The organism is uncultured Microbacterium sp. (genome assembly GCF_937927635.1).
Classification (GTDB): domain Bacteria; phylum Actinomycetota; class Actinomycetes; order Actinomycetales; family Microbacteriaceae; genus Microbacterium.
In genome coordinates this window covers 18,182-42,139 of the sequence record NZ_CALBRW010000011.1, presented here as the reverse complement: position 1 = coordinate 42,139, position 23,958 = coordinate 18,182, and the positions used below count along the sequence as shown (strand labels likewise).

The following is a 23,958-nucleotide window of genomic DNA, read 5'->3' as shown; positions in this document are numbered from 1 at the left end:
GCCCGCCGTGCACCCACCACCGCTCCGCGGCCGTGGGACACTGATCGGCATGGGCGACATGCATCCCGGCCGCTTCGCCGGCATCCTCGCTACCCTCCCCGCCCGGCTGCCCATCAGTGACTGGTTCGGCACCAACTACCCGCAGCGCCGCGGAGCCTGGTGGGGCGATCGGCGGGAGCACATGGTGTCGTGGTTCGACTCACAGGCCACCCGCGGCGCCGGCGCGTACACCCGCCGTACCCCGAACCTTTCCGCCCGGATCACGTACGAGCGGCTGCAGGCACCTGGTGCGCTCCTATGGATCGGGGAAGCCGCGGGCGCACCCGCCGAGGCCGTGCAGGCCGCAGCGGATGCCGCCGTGCGGGCCACCGATAACCGCACCCGATGCCGGGTCATCCGAGAGCACCTCCCCTGGGACATGATCTCGGAGGCGCTGAACATCTGAGGACGCGCCCGTGCTGGCATCCCCGAGGCAGGCACCACGTATGAACGCTTGTGTCCGCCCGCAATCAGCGCGAGACTGTGAGGCTGCCCATGAGCGCGTTGAGAGGAGAGACCGATGATCTACGAGGTGGACGCCCCGATGTATGCACCCCTGCACCCCGGCGAGTTCATCAAGGAGAGCTACCTCGCGGAATGGGCGCTGAGCGTTGAGGACCTCGCGATCGCGCTCGACATCACGCCGTCAGTCGTGCGCCGCTTCCTCACTGCCAAATCACGTGTCAAGCCCGAGATGGCACTGCGCCTCTCGAAGGCCCTGGGCCGCTCTGCCGAGAGTTGGCTCGCCATGCAGCAGGCTTATGACCTGTGGCACGCGCGTCGGACCGTCAACCTCGACAACGTGCGCCGGATCGACCGTCCCGCCGCCTGACACGCACAACACCAGACACGCAGAACGCGCAGTCCCGCGCCCCCGAAAGCTGAGGGCGGAGGGATCGTCGCATGAGCGAGCATCGGGGTGGCGCGCCAGCGCCGGGGTCCCCGCTCTGCGAGCGAAGCGACGATCCCGCAGCCCGTCACCACTGCACCCGTGAAGTGCATTTCGTCTCGCTTCGCTCGCTCAATGACCGGTTGGTGGGGGCTCGCTCAATGACCGGTTGGCGGGGCTCGCTCAATGACCGGGTGCACGCTACGTGAACGCGAAGTCCGGCAGCGACAGGCGCGGCACGCGCCAGTGATGGAGGGGATCCCACCAGGACGGCCCTCGGATCTCGGGCAGGCCATCATTCATGCGGATCTCCCACCCGGAGTGATCCAGTGACCTGTGATGCCACCAGCACAGCGGAACCCCGTTGTCAGTGCTGGTCGGGCCGCCGCGCGCATGCTCGACGACGTGATGGATCTCGCACCACGACGCGGGGACGTGGCAGCCGGGAATGATGCACTCCTTGTCTCGGAGCGTGATCGCGCGGCGCTGGTACACATCGAAGATGCGGTCGGTGATGGTCATCCCGACGATCCGGCCGTTCTCGGTGAACACGCGCTGGAGAGCGCCGGTGCAGCCGGTGTGACGTGCGACCGCGCCGCTCACCGGCCCGTCGACTCCCGGGATGCGGGCCCACGAGTCATCACTGAAGTCCATGTGCACGACCAGCGTGGGCGCTGCGCCGCCCAGAGACGGCATGTCCGCGTGACGGGCGGCGATACCAAGAGTCGCGGCGAGCGCATCGTGCTGCTTCTGGCCGCGCGTGCGCGTGTCGAGCACGCTGCGCGGGTCGCTGTTGAGCTCGTCTTCTTCAGCATCCGCCTTCTCGTCGGACGGGCGGAACGCGACGCCCTCCGGAGCCGGCGGTCCGTCGGTCTTCGGGTTCAACTGCGCGTCCAGCAGCAGCTGCAACTGTGCGTACGTCTCGGGCAGCAGGTTGCCGCGCAGCGGGTATACGCCGTCGCGCATCCGCCCGATCGTGAGGTACCGCTTGCGCATCGCCCGCTCTTCGACCGGCTCAGAGCCGTCGGGGTCGAGCCGTACGGCGATCTCGTACGCGAGCGCCTTCAGGTCCTCGGGCGTGGGCGCGGGTGCCGCATCCGACACTGCCTCGTCGTCTTCGCTCATCGCATACCCGCGCGCCACGTCGGCCAGAAGCTCATCCGCCTTCCACCGGTCTGCGGTGCCGATCCGCTCCCCGGCAGCCTCGATCGGTCCGGTGGCGGCCAGCAGACCCGTGACTCCGATCGCGCCATCGAGCAGCGCCTGTCTCACCGCGGGCCACCGTGCAGGCAACGATTCGCCGGATGTGAGATCCGTATCGCGATGCGCGAGCCTGCCAGCCTTGACCAGTTGCGCCGCCGTGCGCGAATCAGCCCGAAGGGTGCGTTGCAGCAGTTCGTTCATGCTGCGACATCCGGCACTGTGCGGAACGTCCACCGGATCGGACGTCGCCACCGTCTCGACGATGACCGCCTCGGCTCGCCGCAGCACTTCGCCGGCAGCGTTCAGCACTGACAGCCGCTCGGCATCCGACAGGGTCGAAAGAGCATCCGCACCCAGCACCTGATCGAGGTCGGAGGCGACCCGATCGAGGACTGCGGCGGTGCTGTTCATGCTTCTATTCAACAGGGGGCCACCGACATTGAGAGTCGCTGTCGCTCGCTCAGTGCATCGCATTGAGAGTCGAGATCCGGGCTGATCAGCGAGACTTTCTCAGATCAGCCAATCCTCGACCGGGCGCGGCTGCGCATCAGCATCGTCGAGCCAGGTTGCGAGTGCATCCACGATCGCATGCGCCCTCGAACCAGACCCTCGCGGGAAGCGACGAGGTGCGACCAGCAGCAGTGGCGCGAACGTCTCTCCCTTCCCCAGCGCGGCCATCAGCAGAGGGCGGAAGTCCTTGATGTTCTCCGTGACAATCCGTCGCCCTCTCGCGGCGGCTTCGAGGAACACCACCGGATCGCTCGCCGCGCGCAGCGTGTCATCTGCCACCACGGATTCCACATCATGCCCCCGCTCGCGCAGAGCGACGGCGATCTGCTCGCTGTCCTGCTCATCGAGCAGCAGCCGCTCTGTCACGATACGAGCCGCTGCTGCGCCTTCCAAGAGGCGAGCGCCACCTCAGCCGCACGGTCGTTCTCTGCTACTTCAGCGTCGATCTCCGCCGCATGAGCGCCGTAGTACGACAGCGCAAGCCGAACAGCCACGGGCGACAGGCTGAAGTCCACCGCCACGGCCTCGATGGCCGCATCGCCGCGCTGCTCGACATCGCGCAGCGCGGACGCGATCTCCCACACATCCGGACCGACGGCGAGCGCGGCCCGTCGCCCCGCGGGCCCATCGCGGAACACGATTCCCGGGAAGTCCTGCGTGCGCAGCGCCTCCTCCACATACCGCTGAATCAGGCTCGACGCCGTCGTGTCGCGCACCGCGGCCGACCGGCGGACACGATCGAGCACGTCGTCGTCGAAGCGGATCGAGACCGGTGTGGATGACATGCACTACATTGTAGTGCGCACTCGGGATCGCTAGGGATAGCTCATATATGCGCCATGCTTGCATGCATGGGCATCCAGCACGAGGAAGCGTTCGAGCGCGAGATCTGCGAGTACCTGGCGGCGAACGGCTGGATCTACGAACCGGAGAACACGCACGGCTACGACAAGGTGCGCGCACTGTTCCCCGAGGACGTGTTCGCGTGGATCCAGCAGACGCAGCCCGACGAATGGGACAAGGTCGTCAAGCCTTCAGCCTCCGCTCCAGAGCAGGAGAAGGCCAAGCAGCAACTGCTGGACCGGCTCGTGAAGACCCTGGATCTCCCCTTGGATGCCGGCGGCGGCACGCTCAACGTGCTGCGGCGCGGATTCAAGAAGACGCCCGCGACGTTCCGGATGTGCGCGTTCAAGCCCGCCACCACACTCAATGCGCAGGCGCAGCAGGACTACGACGCCGTCCGGCTGCGCGTGGTCCGTCAGGTCTACTACTCCACGAAGAACACCAACTCCCTCGATCTGGTGCTTTTCGCCAACGGCATCCCAGTCGCGACGCTCGAGCTGAAGACCGACAACATGCAGTCCATCGCCGATGCGGTCACGCAGTACCGCCACGACCGCGATCCGAAGGGCGAGCCGCTGCTGGGCTTCGCGCACCGAGCGCTGGTGCACTTCGCCGTCTCCACCGACGAGGTCGCGATGACCACGCGCCTGGCCGGCGCCGCCACGCGCTTCCTGCCGTTCAACCTCGGCAACGACCAGGGCGCGGGCAACCCCGTGAACCCGAACGGCGCGGCATCCTCGTACCTGTGGGAGCGCGTGCTGCAGCGCGACGCCTGGCTGCACATCCTCGGCCGGCTGCTGCACATCGAGAAGTCGCAGTCCACCGACCCGATCACCGGCGAGGTCACCAAGCGCACGACGCTGCTGTTCCCGCGCTTCCACCAGTGGGAGCTCGTCACCGAGCTGCTGGCCACCGCCCGCGCGGAGGGCCCCGGCCATCGCTACCTCGTGCAGCACTCCGCCGGCTCCGGCAAGACCAACTCGATCGCCTGGCTCGCGCACGGACTCTCCAGCCTGCACGACGACGCCAACCACAAGGTGTTCGACTCCGTCATCGTCATCACCGACCGCACCGTGCTCGACGATCAGCTGCAGAAGGCCATCACGCAGATCGAGGGCGTGCACGGCACCGTCGCCACGATCAACGCCGACGAGGTGCGCAGGGCCGGCGAGGGCTCCAAGTCGGGCCTGCTGGCCAAGACGCTGCTCTCGGGCAAGCTCATCATCATCGTCACGCTGCAGACCTTCCCCTATGCGCTGAAGGCCATCCAGCAGAACAAGGGACTCGCCGGACGCGGCTTCGCGATCATCGCCGACGAGGCGCACTCCTCCCAGACCGGCGAGGCGTCGAAGAAGCTCCGCGAGGTGCTCACCACCGAAGAGCAGGCCGCCCTCGACGACGGCGGAGAGGTGGACGCTGAAGCCCTCCTCGCCGCGCAGATGACGGCCCGTGCCGACTCCCCCAACCTCTCGTTCTTCGCCTTCACGGCCACCCCCAAGCCGAAGACGCTGGAGCTGTTCGGAAGAGCGGATGCCGCCGGCATCCCCCGCGCGTTCCACGTCTACTCGATGCGCCAGGCCATCGAGGAGGGCTACATCCTCGACGTGCTGCGCAACTACACGACCTACTCGACGGCGTTCCAGCTGGCAGAGACCACCCGACGGCACCTGCAGATCGTCGACGAGGTCGATGAGGGCGAGGCCGTCAAGGGACTCATGCGCTGGGTGTCGCTGCATCCGACCAACATCGCGCAGAAGGTGCAGATCATCGTCGAGCACTACCGTGCCAACGTGCGCCACCTGCTCGACGGGCACGCCAAGGCCATGGTCGTCACCGCATCGCGCGAGCACGCCATCCGCTACAAGGAGGCCATCGACGCCTACATCGCGTCGAAGAAGTACCGGCTCGCGACGCTGGTCGCCTTCTCCGGAACCATGACGGCAGAGCAGGTGCCCGGAGTGGCCTTCGCGGGCGTGCAGCCGCCGTACTCGGAGTCCAACCTCAACAGCGGGCTCCGCGGGCGCAGCATCCCCACCGCCTTCGCATCCGACGATTTCCAGATCCTGATCGTCGCCAACAAGTACCAGACCGGGTTCGACCAGCCGCTGCTGTGCGCGATGTACGTCGACAAGCGGCTCGACGGGGTCACGGCCGTGCAGACGCTCTCCCGACTGAACCGCACCTACCCCGCCGGCGGCAAGGACACCACATACATCCTCGACTTCGTGAACGACCCGCAGGAGATCCTGGAGACGTTCCGGCAGTACCATCGCACCGCCGAGCTCAGCGAGACCAGCGACCCCGATCAGGTGCACGACCTGCAGACCAAGCTGGATGCGGCGAGCATCTACACGGATGCCGAGATCGAGGCCTTCGCGGCGGCGTTCCTGGCCACATCCACCCCACCCAAGCACGGTGCGCACACCGCACCGCTGAAGGCTGCAGCCGACCGGTTCAACACGAGGTACGCCGCGGCCGTGGCATCCGGAGCCAAGACGGAGCAGGACGAGCTGGACCTGTTCCGCAAGGACGTCGGCACGTTCATCCGGTTCTACGACTTCCTGTCGCAGATCTTCGACTACGCCGACACCGGTCTCGAAAAGCGCTCGCTGTACCTGCGGCTGCTGCTCCCCCGTCTGACCGGTCGGGAGCGCGGCGAGCCGATCGACTTCTCGTCGATCGAGCTCACGCATATCAAGCAGACCCGCCGCGGCGACGCCGACCTGGATCTGGATGCCGGAGAAGCCGGTGCCATGGATCCCGCCCGCGCCGGAGGGACCGGCACCGCGCGGGACCCCAAGCTGGCGCGGCTGGCGGACATCCTCGCGCGCATCAACGAGCTGTTCTCGGACGAGGATTTCAGCGACTCCGGCGTGCAGAGCTGGGCGGAGAGCGTCGTGACCGTGCTCACCGGGAACCCGCAGCTGCGCACCCAGGCCGCGGCGAACACGCGCAAGCAGTTCGTGGAGTCGCCCGACCTGAACGATGCGGTTACGGATGCCGTGCTCAGCAACCAGGACACCAACAATCGCATCGTGGACTACTACCTCGCGCACCCCGAGATGCGCGGACGGCTCGTGCAGCTGCTGGGCGCGCTGGTGCATGAGAACGTGCAGGGCGAGAGCGACGGCGACGAGCGGAGGAGCGCCTGAGCGTCAGCGGATGCCGGGGCTGACGACGAGGAGCCCCGCCCGCTCAGCGGCGGCGGCGAGTTCGTCGTCGTACGTGATCATCTGATCGGCAGTGAGACTCAGAGCGACCGCGAGATGGATCGCATCCTGTGCGCGGAGCGGGGCGAGAGCACCCGCAGAGACGAGATGGCCGCGTGCAAGATCGACGAGGTTGACGCCGGAGAGCACTCGTGAGATCGACCGCACTTCGGCGCCACCACGCCGATTCGCGGCGCAGTGCAGCTCGGTGTGCAGCAGCCACGACGACACGAATGTCGGCCCAGCCGGGTCGGCGAACAGCTCGCCCATGGCCGATGCGCCGTCCTCCTGATAGAGAAGCTTCATCGCAGCGGACGTGTCCAGGTATGCGAGCGTCATCAGTAGTCGCGATCGTAGCCGCGGACGTCGGCGATGATGTCCGCCGTGGTCGCTCCGTCGGGCAGCGCGACTCTGGGGATGTCGCGCAGCGACGCCCGGTCGCTCGTCGCCCGGCGCAGCTGACCGTTGGCTTCCAGCTCTTCCAGAATCGACTGCCGCACCGGTGACAACTGCGCGACCGCCCGCCCATGATTCGTCACCGTGATCGTCTCCCCCGCTTCCACGCGCCGAAGGACCTCGGCGCTGTTGTTGCGCATCTCACGGTGACTGATCGTAGCCATGTAGCACAGCGTAGCATTCAGTGGATGCGCCGACCTGTGGATAACTTCTGCGGGATGCTCGTCGTTCGGGTTACCGTGTCCGGGTGACTCTCGCTTCCCGCCCTGTTCGTGCGCTCGGTGTGCTGTCCGCCGGGCTGCTCGCCCTCGGGATGCTGGCCGCGTGCACACCGGAGCCTGCGCCCAAGCCGACGAAGACGGCGCTGTTCTCGTCGGATGCCGAGGCGTTCAAGGCTGCGGAGGAGACGTACAGGGCCTACTCGACCGCCGCGAACGCAACTGACTATTCAGACCCGAACACGTTCGAGCCCGTGTACAGGTGGTTGTCGGGTACTGCCCTCAGCTCGGAGAAGAAGGCACTGAGTGTCTATCACGCCGAACAGATCAAACGAGTCGGAGCCGCGTCATTCGACACCTTTTCGCCACTGTCTGCGTCGAACGACGAGGTTGTCGTTCAGTTGTGCATCGACGTGTCAAGCGTCGACTTGGTGCGCTCGGACGGGGAATCTGTAGTTCCTGACGGAAGAATTCCTCGTGTTGGACGACTGGTCACTTTTACCCCTGGATCAACACCGACAGGGCTTCGCATTGAGTCGAATCACAAACCCAAGGATGACTTCTCATGCTGAGGAAGACGGTTGCCATCGGCACCCTGATTCTCGTGACCTCCATCTTGATTCCACAGGTTGCGGACGCCGCAGATCCGCCTGAGGAACTGGGTTCGCAGACCGTGGCAGCAGCCATTGATCCAGAGACCCAAACCGCCACCGTAGAAGGCAATATCAACCGGCCCGGTCATTCTCCCGCCCCGGACTCCAAGCCCAAGGGGCACGGCCACAGCACGACCCCGATCGCCAACGTGCACGCGCCTGCGCGTGACACGCGCACTCGCACCCTCGGCGAGAAGTTCACGGACTGCGACACGCTCTGGGATCTCCAGGCGCGCTGCGTCCCCGCTGTCCAGAGGCCTGCCGACGCCCCCGAGTCTGAAGATCCCCGCGCCACGCAGCCCATCACGATCACCGACCTGGCGACCTTCGCCCCCGCTCCGGCGACGATCACCGGGGAGCCCGACAACCTCGGGGTCGCGGGCCTGCCCACCAACTTCACCACCAGCGCCGCCGCGCACACCAGATCCGGCGAGCTGTTCGGCTACCCCATCACCGTCCGCTTCACCCCGGTATCCTTCACCTTCCACTACGGCGACGGCGCGACGAAGACCACCAAGACCCCCGGCACCAGCTGGGACGCACTGCACCTGCCGCAGTTCAGCCCCACCGACACCAGCCACGTCTACCGTGACCGCGGCACCTACACGGCATCCGCCGACACCGTCTACACCGCCGAGATCGACCTCGGCACCGGCTGGTACCCCATCACCGGAACCCTCACCATTCCCGGACCCGGCCAGGACATCCGCATCTACGAAGCCCACACCGCCCTCGTCGCCCACACCTGCAACGAAGACCCCCACGCCGCCGGCTGCTGATGGTGGTCCGACTCCAAAGGATCGGCGAACCCGTTGTGTGCGGCATCCAACGTGGCGACAGTCCTCGGCGATAGGGTGGAACCCGTGACCGACAAGCCTGACCTCTCGACCACCGCCGCGAAGATCGCGAACTTGCGCGCGCGCTTCAACGAAGCCGTCGTGGAGCCGGAGAAGATCGCCCAGGAGAAGCAGCACGCCAAGGGCAAGATGACCGCTCGCGAGCGCATCGAGATGCTCGTGGACACCGGCAGCTTCGTCGAGCTCGACGAGTACGTGCGCCACCGCACGACCGCGTTCGGCATGGACCGCAACCGCCCGTACGGCGACTCCGTCGTCACCGGCATCGGCACCATCAACGGCCGCACGGTCGCCATCTATTCGCAGAACTTCACCGTCTTCGGCGGCTCGCTCGGCGAGGTCTCCGGCGACAAGATCATCAAGATCATGGAGTTCGCCCTCACCAACGGGATGCCGATCATCGGCATCCTCGACTCCGGCGGCGCCCGTATCCAGGAGGGCGTGCTCGCCCTCAGCAAGTACGGCGAGATCTTCAAGGCGAACACCCGCTCCTCGGGCGTCATCCCGCAGATCTCCATCATCATGGGCCCGGCGGCCGGCGGCGCCGTGTACGGCCCGGCCCTGACCGACTTCGTCATCATGGTCGACAAGACCAGCCAGATGTTCGTCACCGGCCCCGACGTCATCAAGACCGTCACCGGCGAGGACGTCGGCATGGAGGAGCTGGGCGGCGCGTACACGCACAACACCCGCTCGGGCGTCGCGCACTACCTCGCCGCCGACGAGGACGACGCGATCGACTACGCGCGCACCCTTCTGAGCTTCCTCCCCGACAACAACATGGCCGAGCTGCCGACGTACGCGGCGGAGTTCGACTGGGAGACGACGGATGCCGATCAGCGGCTCAACGCGATCATCCCGGACTCCCCCAACCAGCCCTACGACATGCGCACGGTCATCGAGCACATCGTCGATGCCGGCGAGTTCCTCGAGGTGCAGCCGCTGTTCGCTCCGAACATCCTGATCGGCTTCGGCCGCGTGGAGGGACGCTCGGTGGGCATCATCGCCAACCAGCCCTCGCAGATGGCAGGCACACTCAACATCGAGGCCGGCGAGAAGGCCAGCCGCTTCGTGCGCTTCTGCGACGCCTTCTCGATCCCGATCGTCACCCTCGTCGACGTCCCCGGGTATCTGCCCGGCACCGACCAGGAGTGGACCGGCGTCATCCGCCGCGGCGCGAAGCTGATCTTCGCCTATGCCGAGGCCACCGTGCCCCTGGTCACCGTCATCCTGCGCAAGGCCTACGGCGGCGCGTACATCGTGATGGGCTCCAAGCAGCTCGGCGCCGATGTGAACCTGGCATGGCCCACGGCGGAGATCGCCGTGATGGGCGGCCAGGGCGCGGTGAACATCCTCTACCGCGGCGAGATCAAGAAGGCCGAGGAGGCCGGCGAGGATGTGGCGGCCGTGCGCAGCCGCCTGGCCGCCGAGTACACCTACGGCGTCACCAGCCCGTTCCTGGCGGCCGAGCGCGGCGAGATCGACGGCATCATCGAGCCGGCGAACACCCGCGTGTCCATCGCCAAGTCGCTGCGTGCGCTGAAGGGCAAGCGCGCCGAGCTGCCCGCCAAGAAGCACGGCAACATCCCGCTGTGATCGGCGTCGCACCATGACTGAATCAGACGAGAAGCCGCGCATCGAGATCGTCCGCGGCACGCCCACCGACGTGGAGCTCGCCGCGCTCATCGCCGTCGTCAGCGACGCCTACGCGACGGAGACAGCGGATGCCGTCGCCGAGGAGCCGCACATCTCGGTGTGGGAGCGCACGCAGCGTGGACTGCAGGGCCCCCTCCGAAGGGATATCCCCTGGGGGCGCTTCTCTGGCTGAACGGCCAAGACGACTAGCTACTTTCGTCTGAATTGGCGGGAATTTGTCCCCCGAAATACCTACAGACAGATGTGTTGACACCCGTCAGACTTATGGGGACGCTTCGCGTTAGGCGGCTGCTCCGCCCCAGGGTAGGCAGACGCAGTACCGCCCCCACGCGGACAGTTTTCGGGTAACTGCTCCGCATCGGCGAGGGGCGGGCGGCTTCGCCGCCCCTCGCCCACTCTCTTCCCGAACGGCCCGGGTCAGGATGCCGTTCGCCGGATCTCGTGCCAGAGATCCACGGCGTCGTCGTCGTGCGCTCCGCCGGCATCCCGACCCACCACGGTGACCGCGATCTGCTCGTCGCGACCCGCCCGGATGATCAGGCGGTTCGTCCTCGCCGCCTGCAGCACCTCGGCCAGCTCGTCGCGGATCTCCGCGAGCCGTGCCTCATCGATGCCCTCCAACCCGCCCTCGTCGAACACGGTCACGACGGTGCCGCGCATCCTGGCATCCGCGATCGCGCGTCGCACCGCGTCGTTGAGCAGACCCGCGCCGCGCAGCTCGTCCCGCAGCGTGCCCTCGGCCAGCCTCGCCGCCAGGCGCTCCTCGTCCGTCAGCTCGCCATGGCTCGCGACCGTGCGTGAGAGCACGGGGCCGGCGATCACCAGCGCGCGCTGCGCGCGCACCCGCCGCTCCTTCTGCCGAACCACCTGAGTGGAGTGCCAGGCGGACGCCGCCTGCTGCACGTCGGCCAGACGCTCGGTGTCGCGCACGGCCCGGTCCCAGAACAGCACCAGCAGCTGGGCGATGACGACCCACGTCAGGGAACCCACCAGGCCCAGGGTGAACGCGTTCTCGAAGCCCATGTACGCGCACGCTGACACGACCAGCACGGCCAGGATCATCCAGCCGAACAGCGGGCTGCGCCGCACGATGCACACCACGGCCAGCAGGCCGATGGCGCCGATGTACCAGGTCGCGAACGGCGCCGTCCGCATCTCCGGCGGCAGCGCCAGACTGACCACGGTCGGCACGCCGGCAGCGGCGATCAGCGCGAGGATGGCAGCGCCCAGCGGCATCCTCGAAGTCCCCGCCTGCGAGGACAGGATCGCGGTGAGCGTCGCCGCGAGGTACAGCAGGATGCCCGCCACCATCAGCAGTGGGGCCGTGGGCTGCTGGACCCACCAGATCGCCCGCGCGGCGAAGTACAGTGCGAACCCCAGCGCCAGCGCCGTGGTCATGCTCCGGACGGTGCGCCTCATGACGGCTCCCAGCTGAGTTCCACGGTCGTGCCCTGGTCGCCGGACGTGATCAGTGAGCTTCCGGAGATGGCTGCCATGCGCGCCACGATCGACGCGCGGATGCCCAGGCGGTCCTCGCTGATGGCCTCGGGATCGAATCCGGCCCCGGCATCCAGCACGGTCAGCACCAGCGCACCCCGCTCGTGCGACTCGGCGATGATGTGCAGCCCTCGCCCGCCCGCGTGGATCAGGGCGTTGCCGATCGCCTGCCTGGCCGCCAGCACCATCGCCCTCGCGACACGGCCCGGCACATCGATCGCGACTCCGCGCTCCTCCACCACGGCATCCGCTCCGCGCTCCGAGAGCGTTCGGCGCAGCTCGGCGACGATCCGCGAACGACCCACCGGCTCGTCGCTGCCGGCCTGCGCGATCGACGCCTCCGTGTTGGCCAGGCGGGTCAGCGCCTCACGTGCCATCCCCACGGCCAGCGTCCGCTCGCGCTCGCTCGATGCGCGCTCCGCGGCGATCAGCGCCGCCAGGACGCTGTCGTGCATGAGCGCTGCCATCGCGATGCGCTCCTCCTCTGCGGCCTCCGCGGCCGCGGCCACTGCGTACGCCTCCACGGCCGCCAGACGCGCATCGTCGACACCCGTCGCGACCTGCCGGAACATCCACGCCAGCGACACGATGACCATGCCGAGGATGACCGTGAAGGTCACGTCGAACCCGGTGGTGATCCAGAAGTCCTGCGAGAAGTCGCCCTGGGCCAGACGCACCCAGCCGTACACGAGAGGAAGCGCCAGCGCCCAGGTGAACTGCAGCCGGAGAGGAAAGGCCAGCACAGCAGCGACCACGCCGATGTTGACCAGGAAGAAGATCCACGGCTGCTCCGCCGGCTCGCGGATCGTGCGATCCACCACGGCCGGCCACAGCAGCAGCGCCAGCACGTAGACCACCGCGAAAGCACCGCAGGCCTGTCGCACCCAGCGCCCGCTCACGCACGCCAGGATCATCCACAGCAGCGGCCCGAAGACCAGGATCATCATGGCCAGGTGCGGTCCGTCCAGCCGGATCAGCCGGGTGGCGGCGTTCAGGAAGGCCTGGATGCCCAGCGCGGTGCTGCCGATCGCGGCGACCACCGCGAGGATGCGCTCCATGCGCTCACCGGTGAACCGCTCCAGTCCCACGCCCACCTGTCCGGGGGTCGGAAGGCTGTTCCAGGCGTCCCGGATGCTGCGCACCCGGTGGACGCCCGTCGCCTCAGCCGGCACTCGTCAAGCCCTCCGGCGCGACGATGCCGTCCTCCACCGCCCGGCGCAGCAGGTCGACCTTGGTGGGCGCGGGGCGCCCCACCTCGACGTACTTCACCCGGATGCGGGTGATATTCTCCTTGGCCGTCGAGTACGCCACGCCCAGGCGCTCGGCCACGGCCTTCAGCGGCAGGCCCGTCGCGTACAGCCTCAGCACGTCGCGCTCACGGGTGGACAGCTGCGCATCGGCGAACTCGCGGTCGCCGTCGACGGCGCTCGCCCACTCCACATTGTTGAGGGCGTCGCCGCGCGCCACCGTGCGGATGGCATCCAGCACGTCCTCCAGAGCCGACGACTTGCTGACCACGCCCGCAGCTCCCGCCACCAGCGCCTCGCGCACAGCGGCAGCCCGGTCGGCGACGCTGTGGATGACCACGCTGGCGCCGTCGGCGACGAGCGTCGCGACGTTCTCGGTGACCGTGGTCCCGTCGCCGAGCGTGAGATCCAGCACCACGACGTCGGCGGGGCGCGCGCCGGACGCCTGACGCCACGCCAGGTACTCCTTGACGGTGCCGCCGGAGAAGACGATCATCTGCTCGCCGTCACGCAGACAGGCGGCCTCGATTCCCAGACGAACCGATTCGTGGTCGTCTATGAGGGCGACTGTGCTCATGCCGTCAGCCTACTCAGTGCGCGCACGCGTGATCGTGCGCGATATCCGCGTCCATCAGCGGGTCAGCAGCGCCACGGCCTCGAAGTGATGCGAGTGCGGGAACAGGTCGAAGGCCCGCAGCGAGTCCACGTTCCACCCCAGGCCCCGGAAGGTGCCGAGGTCACGGGCGAGCGCCACCGGGTCGCAGGCGACGTAGACGACAGCCTCGGGCGCAAGCGCGTGGATGGACTCGACGACGGCACGGCCGGCTCCCGCACGCGGAGGATCCAGCACCACTGCACCGGCCCTGGAGCCCTCGGCGAGCCCCACCAGGAACCTGTCCACGCGTGCGGTGACGGCCTGCGCGTCGAAGGCCGAGAGGTTCTCGCGTGCGTGCTCCGTGGCCCGGCGGTCGGATTCCACGGTGACGATGTCACGCGCGCCCTGCTCACCGAGGACGGCGGCGAACAGCCCGACACCGCCATACAGGTCGAAGTGCGTGGCATCCGCGTCGATGCGGCCTGCGAGCGCGTCGCCTACGGCGTGCTGCAGCGTGTCCGCGGCCTGCGGGTGCACCTGCCAGAAGCCGTCGGCCTCCACGGCGAAGCGCCTGCCGCCGGCGCGCTCGAAGACCTCCTCGCGCTTCCCCCGGCGAGCGCCATCGGGCCGCGGCATCACGCGCACTCGGCCGTCGGCGGGCTCGACCAGGTCGACGCGTCCGGGTTTCTGCGCGCGCAGCGCGTACGCGGCCTCGGCCACGGCCGGCCGCGCCAGCGGCAGCGTCGCCACGTCGATCACGCGGTGGCTGCGGGCCGCGTAGGGTCCCACACGGCCGTCGCCGTCCACATGCAGCGAGACGCGTGTGCGCCAGCCGGTGCCGTCGCCGGCATCCACCGCCACGACCTCAGGGGCCTCCAGCCCCGCACCCGCGAACTTGTCCAGAGCCTCCTGCAGCACGCGGCGCTTGAGCATCCGCTGCTCGCCGAGCTCGATGTGCCCGAGATCGGCGCCGCCCACGCGGTCCTCCGGGGCGCGGGAGACATCGGCCTCCGCCCACACGTGCGGCCGGCGATGCGGCGATGCCTCGAGCACCTCGAGGGTCTCGGCACGCCAGAACGAGTTCTTCGACGCGTCGGTGACCTGCACGCGCACCCGCTCCCCGGGAATGGCGTCGGGAACGAAGACGACCCGCCCCTCGTGCCGGGCGATGAAGGTGCCGCCATGCGCGATGCCGGTGATGTCGAGGTCGAGCGTGGGCTGCGAGGAGGTCATCCCTCCAGGATCCCATACCGCGCGGCCCGTATCGTGGGACGCATGCGCGTCTGCCTGGCATCCACCTCCCCCGCCCGACTCATGCTGCTGCGGCAGGCGGGCATCGAACCGCTCACGCTCGCCCCCGACGTGGATGAGGATGCCGTGGGCGCCGCAGCCGCCGCCGAGCGCGGTGCCCCGCTGGCCCCTGCCGAGCTGGTGCTGCTGCTGGCGCGTGCGAAGGCCGCCGACGTCGCGCGCAGGCTTCCGGCGCAGCATCCGGACTTCGACGGCATCGTCATCGGCGGCGACTCCATGTTCGCTCTCGGCGGGCAGGTGTACGGCAAGCCGTACACGCCTGAGGCCGCCCGCGAGCGCTGGCGGCTCATGCGCGGCGCGACCGGCGTGCTGCACTCCGGGCACTCCGTGTTCCGCGTCTCCCCCGGTACGGAGCCCGTCGAGGCGACCGCCGTCGCCGAGGCGAGCGTGACCTTCGCCGACGATCTGACGGATGCCGAGGTCGACGCGTACATCGCCACCGGCGAGCCTCTGCTGGTGGCGGGCGCCTTCACCGTCGACAGCCTGGGCGGGGCGTTCATCACCCGCGTCGAGGGTGACCCGTCGACCGTGGTCGGGATGTCGCTGTCCACCCTGCGCAGGCTGGCCGGCGAACTGGGTGTGACCTGGACCGACCTGTGGAGCGCACCGGTAGGTTCTTGACGACAGTTCTGCAGATATCTTGTGGAGAGGCGTCAAAAAGTTCTGCCTTCCACTCGCTAGGCTGAAGTTCATGCCTGCTATCGCCAAGGTCCTCATCGCAAACCGCGGCGAGATCGCCGTACGCATCGTCCGCGCCGCCAGGGACTCCGGAATCTCTTCGGTGGCCGTCTACGCCGACCAGGACCGCGACGCCATGCACGCGCGTCTCGCTGACGAGGCGTACGCACTGGACGGCGCCACCAGCGCCATCACGTACCTGCAGATCGACAAGATCCTCTCCGTCGCCCGCCGCTCGGGCGCGGATGCCGTGCATCCCGGCTACGGCTTCCTGGCCGAGAACGCCGAGTTCGCCCGCGCCGTCATCGACGCCGGCCTGATCTGGATCGGCCCCTCCCCCGAGGCCATCGAGGCGCTCGGCGACAAGGTCACCGCCCGTCACGTGGCCGAGAAGGTCGGCGCACCGATGGCACCCGGCACCCCCGGTCCCGTCGAGACCGCCGACGAGGTCATCGCCTTCGCCGAGAAGGTGGGCCTGCCCATCGCCATCAAGGCCGCGTTCGGCGGCGGCGGCCGCGGGCTGAAGGTCGCCCGCGAGATGGACGAGGTCGCCGAGCAGTTCGAGTCCGCGACCCGCGAGGCCGTGGCGGCCTTCGGCCGTGGCGAGTGCTTCGTGGAGAAGTACCTCGACAAGCCCCGGCACGTCGAGACCCAGTGCCTGGCGGATGCCGCCGGCAACGTGGTGGTCATCTCCACCCGCGACTGCTCGCTGCAGCGCCGCCACCAGAAGCTCGTCGAGGAGGCGCCCGCGCCGTTCCTCACCGAGAAGCAGACCGAGATGCTGTACTCGGCATCCAAGGCCATCCTCAAGGAGGTCGGCTACGTGGGCGCCGGCACCTGCGAGTTCCTGATCGGCGCCGACGGCACCGTGTCGTTCCTCGAGGTCAACACCCGCCTGCAGGTGGAGCATCCGGTCTCCGAGGAGGTCACCGGCATCGACCTGGTGCGCGAGCAGTTCCGCATCGCCGCCGGCGGCCTCATCGACTACGACGACCCCGCGCCGCAGGGTCACTCCTTCGAGTTCCGCATCAACGGCGAGGACCCGGGCCGCGGCTTCCTGCCGCAGCCCGGCCCCATCAAGGTCTTCAAGACCTTCGGCGGCCCCGGGGTGCGGCTGGACTCCGGCGTCACCGCCGGCGACACGGTCTCGGGTGCGTTCGACTCGCTGCTGGCCAAGCTCATCGTCACCGGCCGCGACCGCGCCGAGGCACTGGAGCGCGCCCGCCGCACGCTCGACGAGTTCGAGGTCGCCGGCATGCCCACCGCCCTGCCGTTCCACCGCAAGGTCGTCCGCGACCCCGCCTTCACCGCCGAGAACGGCGAGTTCGGCGTGTACACACGCTGGATCGAGACCGAGTTCGTCAACGACATCCCGGCCTGGGACGGCGAGCTGGATGACCCGGCCGCAGCGCCCGGGCGTCACACCGTGGTCGTCGAGGTCGGCGGTCGTCGCCTCGAGGTGAGCCTGCCCGACCGCGTGACCGCCCCGGTCTCCGGCACCGCCGGCCGCCCGGCGGCCGTCCCGCCGTCCCGCCGCACGCACGCCTCCACCGCGAGCTCCGGCGCATCCGGCGACGCCGTGAAGTCGCCCATGCAGGCCACTGTCGTCAAGGTCGCCGTCGAAGAGGGCCAGCAGGTCGTCAAGGGCGATCTGGTCGTGGTGCTCGAGGCCATGAAGATGGAGCAGCCGCTGCAGGCGCACAAGGACGGCGTCATCGGCAACATCAACGCCGCCGCGGGCGCCACCGTGTCTGCCGGTCACCAGCTGCTGACCATCAGCTGACGCCGAGACCCCTCCTGGTCGTCGAGACCCCTCCTGACCTACGTGGGCCAGGAGGGGTTTCGACGAGGGTGAGGGGTTTCGGCGCGCTCGCGCGATGCGTCTCAGCCGATGTTCACCAGGTGCATCGCGCGCGTGGCGTCGGTGATGCTGGAGGACAGCGACGGGTACGCGGCGAACACGCGCGAGACCTGGTCGACGTTGAGCCGGCGCTCCACGGCCACGGCCAGCGGGAAGATGAGCTCGGATGCCTTGGGCGCGACGACCACGGCGCCGATGACGGTGCCGGATCCCTTGCGGGCGATGACCTTGACGAAACCGTCCTTGATGCCCATCATCTTGGCGCGCGGGTTGGCGGCCAGCGGCAGCTTGTAGGCCACGCCGTCTGCCGCACCGTTGGAGAGGTCCTGCTCCGAGAAGCCGACCGTCGCGATCTCGGGTGCGGTGAAGATGTTGGCGGTGATCTTGCGCTGCTCCAGCGGGATGACGATGTCGCCCAGCGCGTGGAATACGGCGGTGCGCCCCTGCATGGAGGCGACGGATGCCAGCGGGAAGAAGTTCGTGCAGTCCCCCGCCGCGTAGATGTTGGACACCGACGTGCGCGCCACCCGGTTCACGCGGATGTGCCCGGACTCGGTCAGCTCGACGCCGGCCTCCTCCAGCCCGATGCCGCGGGTGTTGGGGATGGAGCCGACGGCCATCAGGCAGTGGCTGCCCTCGACCGTGCGCCCGTCGGAGAGCGTGACGATCACGCCGTCCTCCGTGCGCTCGACCCCTGCCGCGCGCGACTTGGAGAGCACCTGCATGCCGCCGCGCTTGAACACCTTCTCCAGCACCTGGGCGGCGTCGACGTCCTCGCCGGGGAGCACCTGCTCACGGCTGGAGACCAGGGTCACCTTGGCACCGAGGTTCATGTACGCCGAGGCGAACTCCGCACCCGTGACGCCGGATCCCACCACGATGAGGTGCTCGGGAAGCGCCTTCATGTCGTACAGCTGCGTCCAGGTGAGGATGCGCTGTCCGTCGGGCTTGGCCGAGTCCAGCTCGCGCGGCGAGGCGCCCACCGACACCACGACGGTGTCGGCCTCGACGCGGTCGAAGTCGGTGCCGCCGGGGCCGGTGGCCACGACGATGGCGTTGGGGCCCTCGAGCCGGCCGTGGCCGGAGAGGATGCGCACGCCCGCGTCCAGCAGCGTGGCGCGCATGTCCTCGGACTGCTGCCCGGCCAGCGCCAGCAGGCGCTTGTTGACGGCGGCGAGGTTGATGGCGATCTCGGGCTTCAGCGGCTTGCCGTGCGCGCCCTTGGCGTAGAACTGCACGCCCAGGTCGGTGGCCTCGGAGATGGCGACCGCGGCATCCGCCGTGGCGATGAGGCTCTTGGAGGGCACCACGTCGGTGAGCACGGCCGAGCCGCCGACGCCGACCCGCTCGACCAGCGTCACCTCAGCCCCCAGTTGCGCGGCGGCGAGTGCTGCTTCGTATCCGCCGGGGCCGCCACCGAGGACGGCCACACTCTGCCGGTTCGCAAAGGAAGTCTGAGACATGCGCTCCATTCTTCCGTACTGGCAGTGCGCCCCGCACATTCCTAGAGTGGACTCATGCAAGACACTCTCACGCACCCTCTCGACGCGGCCGACGCGAAGCCGTCCGACGTCGCCGCCCAGGCCGCTGCGGACATCGCGCGGCTGACCGGCGTCGACCATCACGACATCGCGCTGACCCTGGGCTCGGGCTGGGGCAAGGCCGCCGAGCTCATCGGCGAGACCGTCGCGACGATCCCCGCCACCGAGGTCACCGGCTTCTCCAAGCCGGCGCTGGAGGGCCACGTCGGCACGCTGCGCAGCATCCGCACCGCATCCGGGCGGAACGTGCTCGTGATCGGCGCACGCACGCACTACTACGAGGGCCACGGCGTGCGCCGCGTGGTGCACAGCGTGCGCACCGCCGCCGCGACGGGAGCTGCGGTCATGGTGCTCACCAACGGCGCCGGCGGCATCCGCGAGACCTGGAAGCCAGGACAGCCCGTGCTGATCAGCGACCATATCAACCTCACCGCGGACTCCCCGCTGGAGGGCGCGACCTTCGTCGACCTCACCGACCTGTACTCGCAGCGGCTGCGCGATCTCGCCCGCACCATCGACCCCACCCTCGACGAGGGCGTGTACACGCAGTTCCGCGGTCCGCACTACGAGACCCCGGCCGAGGTGCAGATGGCGAAGGCCATCGGCGGCCACATCGTCGGCATGTCCACGGCGCTGGAGGCCATCGCCGCTCGCGAGGCCGGCATGGAGGTGCTGGGCTTCTCGCTCATCACCAACCTCGCCGCAGGCATCCAGAAGACCCCGCTCAGCCACGCCGAGGTCATCGAGGCCGGCCAGCAGGCCGAGCCGGTCATCTCCGCGCTCCTCGCCCGCGTGATCGAGGCGCTGTGAACGCCGCGTCGAGCGAGCGGCTCGCTCAGGCCCGCGCCTGGCTGCGGCAGGATCCCGATCCCTCCACGCGCGACGAGCTGGCCGGCATCATCACCCGTGCGGCCTCCGGCGACGCCGCGGCCACGGCCGACCTCGACGACCGGTTCGCCACCCGCCTGGCGTTCGGCACCGCGGGACTGCGGGGCGCTCTGGGCGCCGGCAGCAACCGCATGAACCGGGTGCTGGTGGCGCAGGCCGCCGCCGGCTTCGCCGGCTACCTGCTGCAGCGCACACAGGGAACGCCCACGGTCGTCATCGGCTACGACGGCCGCCGCAACTCGCGGCAGTTCGCCGAGGACTCCGCCGAGCTGTTCGCGGGCGCCGGCCTGCGCGCCATCCTGCTCCCCCGGCTGCTGCCCACGCCGGTGCTGGCGTTCGCCGTGCGGCACCTGGGAGCGGATGCCGGAGTGATGGTCACCGCCAGCCACAACCCGCCGAACGACAACGGCTACAAGGTGTACCTGGGCGGCGCCGACGGCGGATCGCAGATCGTGTCGCCGGCGGATGCCGAGATCGCCGCGCACATCCAGCGCGTGGCGGATGCCGGCGATGTGAGCCTGCTGCCGCGCTCGACCGCCTACGAGATCGCCGACGAGGACGTCGTGGACGCCTACGTCTCCACGACCGCGGCCATCGCGCACGCGCCGTACGGCGTGCAGGAGATGCGCTGGGTCTACACGGCCATGCACGGCGTGGGCTGGGAGACCTTCTCGCGGGTCGTGAAGGCCGCCGGCTACCCGGCGCCGCGCGTGGTGGACGAGCAGCGCGATCCCGACGCGACCTTCCGCACGGTGGCGTTCCCGAACCCGGAGGAGCCGGGCGCGATGGACCTGGCCTTCGCCCGCGCCCGCGCGGTGGACGCCGAGTTCATCATCGCCAACGATCCCGACGCCGACCGACTGGCCATCGCCATCCCGGATGCCGGGGTCGAGGGCGGCTGGCGCCGCCTGGCCGGCAACGAGGTGGGACTGCTGCTGGGCTGGCGCGCCGCGAAGGCCGCCCAGGAGGCCGGCGCGGTCGAGGGCGCCTCGCTGGCCTGCTCGCTGGTCTCCTCCCCCGGCCTGGGGGCGATCGCCGAGGCGTACGGACTGGACTTCCACGAGACCCTCACGGGCTTCAAGTGGATCTCGCGAGCCCCCGGTGCGGTGTTCGGCTTCGAGGAGGCCTTGGGCTACCTCGTCAACCCCGGCACGGTGCGCGACAAGGACGGCATCTCCGCAGCAGTCGCGCTGCTGGGCATGGCCGCCGACGCGCGCGTGCGCGGCACCACGATCGCGGGGCTTCTGGACGAGCTGGGAGCCGAGATCGGGCACTACGCCAGCGGCCAGGTGGCCGTGCGGGTGGAGGACCTGGCGATCATCGCGAACACGATGATCTCGCTGCGGGCCGAGCCGCCGGCATCCTTCGGCACGCGCCACGTCGCGACGGTCGACGACCTGTCCCGTGCAGCAGGCGGAATGCCGTCGGGCGACGTGCTGCGGTACCGGCTGGCCGACGGATCGCGCGTCGTGATCCGTCCCAGCGGCACCGAGCCGAAGCTGAAGGTCTACATCGACGTGCGCGCGGACTCCGCGGCCGAGGCCGGCACCGCCGTCGCGGAGCTGGAGGCCGCGGTGCGCGAGCTCCTGGCCGAGCGGAGATGACCATGCTGCGCAGGCGGGTCACGGTCGGCGTGGACGACGGGGCGCACGCGCGTCCCGTCGCCGAGCTGGCCCGCCTGGCGCAGGCCCACGGGTCTCCGGTGCGCCTGACCGCACTCGGCGGCACGGCGGAGCTGACCAGCGTGCTGGCCGTGATGGACCTGGCGATCGTCGCCGGCGACGAGGTGACACTGGAGGTCGCCGACTCCGCCGGGGCCCCGGCCCTGCTGGACGCGCTGGAGGCCGTGCTGCGCCCGCAGTGAGCGCGGTCAGCCGTCGATGACGGCGACCAGCTCGTCGAGGAAGGCGTCGAAGTCGCCCGACCTGCGCACGATGCGCTGCACGCTCTCGCGCTCGCTGAACACCTCCACGAGCTGCTCGAACACGGTCTGGAAGGCATCGCGGTCGCTCTCGCTGAAAGCGGCGAGCGCGACCACCTGCACGCGCCCGCTCCCCCAGGCCACCGATCCGTCGGCGATGCCGATGGCGATGGCCGTGCGCTGGGCGGTCATCTGCATCGCATGCGGCACGGCCAGGGCATCCGTGAACGCCGTCGACGACATCCGCTCCCGTGCGATCGTGTTCTCGACGTAGTCCTCGCCGATGAGCCCGGTCGCGACCAGCAGGCCGCCCAGTCGGCGGATGATCTGCTCCTCGCCCTCGTCGGGGACCGGGACGAGGAAGGCGTCGGCGGAGAAGTAGCGGGCGAGCTCGGCGCGCAGGCGCTGCAGGCGCCGTGAGCGGCGGATGCGGGCGGCGGCCTGCTGCACCCGTTCGATGTCGGCCCCGGCGAGGAACGGCGTGATGGACACGATCCGCTCGTCCGAGCGACCGGCGGGGATCGTGGACAGCACCAGGTCGGTGTCGATGGCGGACCAGTCCGGGTCCACGCTGGTGTCCACCCGCACCACCTCGATGAGGCTGCCGAGCGACCGGTCCACGCTGGCGTGCAGCAGTTCCTGCAGTTCGCGGTAGCCGGGGCACACGATCGTGGCGGTGAGGATGGCATCCGCCGCCCTGCTGCGCTCGAGTCTGCCGCCGACGTGCATGGCGATGTACGCGATCTCGTCCTCCTGCAGCGGCACACCCAGCCGGTCGTGCAGCCCGCTGGCGATGGACACCGCGACATCGAAGATCATCGGATACGAGGACTTCAGCGACTGCGTGAGCGGATTGCGCGTCCAGGCATGCTCCTCGGAGCGCCGCAGCAGGTTCTGCACGTGCAGCGAGAGCCGCACGATGAACGCGTCGTCGACGAGATCCACCTGGTAGTCGCGGGCCGCCTGCTCCACCTCGGCGCGCACGGCCCGCTCCACGTCGGGGTCAGAGGGGTGCGGTGCCGTCTCACGCCGCGTCTCGCCGGGCGTGACCACGCGGGTCAGCACGAGGTTCGCGAGGTGATCGCTGTCGCCCTGCCCGAGCACGACGCCGAAGTGGCTCCTGGTGAGCCGTGCGATGACCGTCGACACCGCGGCCATCGCGTCGTCGGGGATCCGCGCACCGGCCTCCAGCGCCCGTCCGACCGCGACACGCTCGGCGGCGATGGTGATGTGCAGCAGCACGTCGCTGATGGCCAGCTCGTTGACGTAGTAGCCCAGTTCGCCCAGCTCCCGCACCAGCGCGGCCTTGAACGGGGCGACCTCGCCGGCGGGCACCGTCTCCGGCGCGAGCGCACGCTGCAGCGCGTCGGCGCGCAGCGGTCCGGCATCCATCTCGTCCTGCGCGAGCCGCGACAGCAGTCGTCGTAGCGACTGCTCGTCGCCGCGCAGCCGCACCCGGTCCCGTTCCCGCTCCAGCGCGACCCTGCTGTCGTCGAGGAGGGCGCGCACGCGCACCAGATCGTTCTCCAGCGTGGTCTCGCTGACGTGCATCTCCAGCGCCGCGTCGTACACGTCGATGCCGTCGGTCTCGTCCACGAGCGTGCGGATCAGCGTGTGCAGCCGGGCGCGCGGCGTGCCGTGCGCGTCCGGCGTGCGGGAGGCCTCGGCGGCGTGCGCACCGGCCCGGTACCCGGCGGGGCCCGATTCCACGACCTCGCCGCCGTCCACGCGCGCGTTGAGCGCGGCGACATACGAGCGGATGCTGCGCGGCGTGACGCCCAGACGATCCGCCAGGCTCGCCGCCGTCGCCCACGAGTCCTGCCTGCGGAGCACCGAGAGCAGCTGATCCTGACGCTGACGCGACATCCGTCCGCCTTCCTCGTCGA

23 protein-coding genes are annotated in these 23,958 nt (G+C 69.4%); 12 read left to right on the top strand and 11 right to left on the bottom strand.

Annotated features, from left to right (window positions below; all coding sequences use genetic code 11):
• Window positions 1-49: 49 nt before the first annotated feature.
• A complete protein-coding gene (locus Q0568_RS02870; RefSeq protein WP_298861919.1) occupies window positions 50-445 on the top strand; it encodes a hypothetical protein in 396 nt (131 codons plus the stop codon).
• A gap of 114 nt (window positions 446-559) precedes the next feature.
• Window positions 560-871, top strand: a complete 312-nt coding sequence (locus Q0568_RS02865) for a HigA family addiction module antitoxin (protein WP_298861916.1) — start codon at window positions 560-562, stop codon at window positions 869-871.
• Between the two features lie 258 nt (window positions 872-1,129).
• Here the strand turns inward: Q0568_RS02865 and Q0568_RS02860 are convergent, their stop codons facing one another.
• The 3 genes from Q0568_RS02860 to Q0568_RS02850 form a co-directional block, all read right to left on the bottom strand.
• On the bottom strand, window positions 1,130-2,542 hold the full coding sequence (locus Q0568_RS02860; protein ID WP_298861913.1) for a DUF222 domain-containing protein: 1,413 nt from the start codon (window positions 2,540-2,542) through the stop codon (window positions 1,130-1,132).
• Window positions 2,543-2,641: 99 nt separating this feature from the next.
• Complete coding sequence (locus Q0568_RS02855; protein WP_298861910.1) at window positions 2,642-3,007, bottom strand: DUF5615 family PIN-like protein; 366 nt, start codon at window positions 3,005-3,007, stop codon at window positions 2,642-2,644.
• A complete protein-coding gene (locus tag Q0568_RS02850) occupies window positions 3,004-3,426 on the bottom strand; it encodes a hypothetical protein (RefSeq protein ID WP_298861907.1) in 423 nt (140 codons plus the stop codon). Before Q0568_RS02850 ends, Q0568_RS02855 begins: the two co-directional genes overlap by 4 nt.
• A gap of 66 nt (window positions 3,427-3,492) precedes the next feature.
• On the opposite strand from Q0568_RS02850, the gene Q0568_RS02845 reads away from it, so the two are divergent.
• Complete coding sequence (locus Q0568_RS02845) at window positions 3,493-6,636, top strand: type I restriction endonuclease (RefSeq protein ID WP_298861904.1); 3,144 nt, start codon at window positions 3,493-3,495, stop codon at window positions 6,634-6,636.
• A gap of 3 nt (window positions 6,637-6,639) precedes the next feature.
• Here the strand turns inward: Q0568_RS02845 and Q0568_RS02840 are convergent, their stop codons facing one another.
• Both Q0568_RS02840 and Q0568_RS02835 read right to left on the bottom strand, forming a co-directional pair.
• Window positions 6,640-7,032: a type II toxin-antitoxin system VapC family toxin gene (locus Q0568_RS02840; protein ID WP_298861901.1), complete on the bottom strand. Its 393-nt coding sequence runs from the start codon at window positions 7,030-7,032 to the stop codon at window positions 6,640-6,642.
• Window positions 7,032-7,313 carry a type II toxin-antitoxin system Phd/YefM family antitoxin gene (locus Q0568_RS02835; RefSeq protein ID WP_298861898.1) on the bottom strand — a complete coding sequence of 94 codons (282 nt, stop codon included), beginning with the start codon at window positions 7,311-7,313 and terminating at the stop codon, window positions 7,032-7,034. The genes Q0568_RS02840 and Q0568_RS02835 overlap by 1 nt, the downstream gene beginning before the upstream one ends.
• 83 nt (window positions 7,314-7,396) lie before the next feature.
• On the opposite strand from Q0568_RS02835, the gene Q0568_RS02830 reads away from it, so the two are divergent.
• The 4 genes from Q0568_RS02830 (at window position 7,397) to Q0568_RS02815 (ending at window position 10,705) form a co-directional block, all read left to right on the top strand.
• Window positions 7,397-7,939: a hypothetical protein gene (locus tag Q0568_RS02830; protein ID WP_298861895.1), complete on the top strand. Its 543-nt coding sequence runs from the start codon at window positions 7,397-7,399 to the stop codon at window positions 7,937-7,939.
• Window positions 7,933-8,799 carry a hypothetical protein gene (locus Q0568_RS02825; protein WP_298861892.1) on the top strand — a complete coding sequence of 289 codons (867 nt, stop codon included), beginning with the start codon at window positions 7,933-7,935 and terminating at the stop codon, window positions 8,797-8,799. Before Q0568_RS02830 ends, Q0568_RS02825 begins: the two co-directional genes overlap by 7 nt.
• A gap of 75 nt (window positions 8,800-8,874) precedes the next feature.
• Window positions 8,875-10,473, top strand: a complete 1,599-nt coding sequence (locus Q0568_RS02820) for an acyl-CoA carboxylase subunit beta (protein WP_298861889.1) — start codon at window positions 8,875-8,877, stop codon at window positions 10,471-10,473.
• A gap of 13 nt (window positions 10,474-10,486) precedes the next feature.
• A complete protein-coding gene (locus Q0568_RS02815; protein WP_298861886.1) occupies window positions 10,487-10,705 on the top strand; it encodes an acyl-CoA carboxylase subunit epsilon in 219 nt (72 codons plus the stop codon).
• Window positions 10,706-10,950: 245 nt separating this feature from the next.
• Here the strand turns inward: Q0568_RS02815 and Q0568_RS02810 are convergent, their stop codons facing one another.
• Genes Q0568_RS02810 through Q0568_RS02795 form a run of 4 tightly spaced genes read right to left on the bottom strand, consistent with a single transcriptional unit; the run spans window position 10,951 to window position 15,105 of the window.
• Window positions 10,951-11,952: a hypothetical protein gene (locus tag Q0568_RS02810; protein ID WP_298861883.1), complete on the bottom strand. Its 1,002-nt coding sequence runs from the start codon at window positions 11,950-11,952 to the stop codon at window positions 10,951-10,953.
• Window positions 11,949-13,202 (bottom strand): ATP-binding protein, encoded by a 1,254-nt coding sequence (locus tag Q0568_RS02805; RefSeq protein ID WP_298861878.1) that lies wholly within the window; start codon window positions 13,200-13,202, stop codon window positions 11,949-11,951. Before Q0568_RS02805 ends, Q0568_RS02810 begins: the two co-directional genes overlap by 4 nt.
• Complete coding sequence (locus Q0568_RS02800) at window positions 13,192-13,854, bottom strand: response regulator transcription factor (RefSeq protein ID WP_298861875.1); 663 nt, start codon at window positions 13,852-13,854, stop codon at window positions 13,192-13,194. Before Q0568_RS02800 ends, Q0568_RS02805 begins: the two co-directional genes overlap by 11 nt.
• 54 nt (window positions 13,855-13,908) lie before the next feature.
• Window positions 13,909-15,105 (bottom strand): class I SAM-dependent RNA methyltransferase, encoded by a 1,197-nt coding sequence (locus Q0568_RS02795; RefSeq protein WP_298861872.1) that lies wholly within the window; start codon window positions 15,103-15,105, stop codon window positions 13,909-13,911.
• A 42-nt stretch (window positions 15,106-15,147) separates the two neighbouring features.
• Here Q0568_RS02795 and Q0568_RS02790 point away from each other — a divergent pair, with 42 nt between their 5' ends.
• Together Q0568_RS02790 and Q0568_RS02785 are read left to right on the top strand one after the other, a co-directional pair.
• Window positions 15,148-15,804, top strand: coding sequence for a nucleoside triphosphate pyrophosphatase (locus Q0568_RS02790; protein ID WP_298861869.1), 657 nt, complete (start codon window positions 15,148-15,150; stop codon window positions 15,802-15,804).
• Window positions 15,805-15,874: 70 nt separating this feature from the next.
• The gene (locus Q0568_RS02785) at window positions 15,875-17,644 is read left to right on the top strand and encodes a biotin carboxylase N-terminal domain-containing protein (RefSeq protein WP_298861866.1); all 1,770 of its coding nucleotides are present in this window, start codon (window positions 15,875-15,877) and stop codon (window positions 17,642-17,644) included.
• 101 nt (window positions 17,645-17,745) lie between these two features.
• Here Q0568_RS02785 and Q0568_RS02780 read toward each other — a convergent pair whose 3' ends face one another.
• Window positions 17,746-19,194, bottom strand: a complete 1,449-nt coding sequence (locus Q0568_RS02780) for an NAD(P)H-quinone dehydrogenase (RefSeq protein ID WP_298861863.1) — start codon at window positions 19,192-19,194, stop codon at window positions 17,746-17,748.
• Between the two features lie 45 nt (window positions 19,195-19,239).
• Between Q0568_RS02780 and Q0568_RS02775 the strand changes: the two genes are divergently transcribed.
• The 3 genes from Q0568_RS02775 to Q0568_RS02765 are packed head-to-tail and all read left to right on the top strand — an operon-like array spanning window position 19,240 to window position 22,015.
• Entirely contained in the window at window positions 19,240-20,073 is an 834-nt protein-coding gene (locus tag Q0568_RS02775) for a purine-nucleoside phosphorylase (RefSeq protein ID WP_298861860.1), read from the top strand.
• On the top strand, window positions 20,070-21,755 hold the full coding sequence (locus Q0568_RS02770; RefSeq protein WP_298861857.1) for a phospho-sugar mutase: 1,686 nt from the start codon (window positions 20,070-20,072) through the stop codon (window positions 21,753-21,755). Before Q0568_RS02775 ends, Q0568_RS02770 begins: the two co-directional genes overlap by 4 nt.
• Before the next feature lie 2 nt (window positions 21,756-21,757).
• Window positions 21,758-22,015, top strand: a complete 258-nt coding sequence (locus tag Q0568_RS02765; protein WP_298861854.1) for an HPr family phosphocarrier protein — start codon at window positions 21,758-21,760, stop codon at window positions 22,013-22,015.
• 6 nt (window positions 22,016-22,021) lie between these two features.
• Here Q0568_RS02765 and Q0568_RS02760 read toward each other — a convergent pair whose 3' ends face one another.
• Window positions 22,022-23,938 carry a PTS sugar transporter subunit IIA gene (locus tag Q0568_RS02760; protein ID WP_298861851.1) on the bottom strand — a complete coding sequence of 639 codons (1,917 nt, stop codon included), beginning with the start codon at window positions 23,936-23,938 and terminating at the stop codon, window positions 22,022-22,024.
• Window positions 23,939-23,958: the final 20 nt, after the last annotated feature.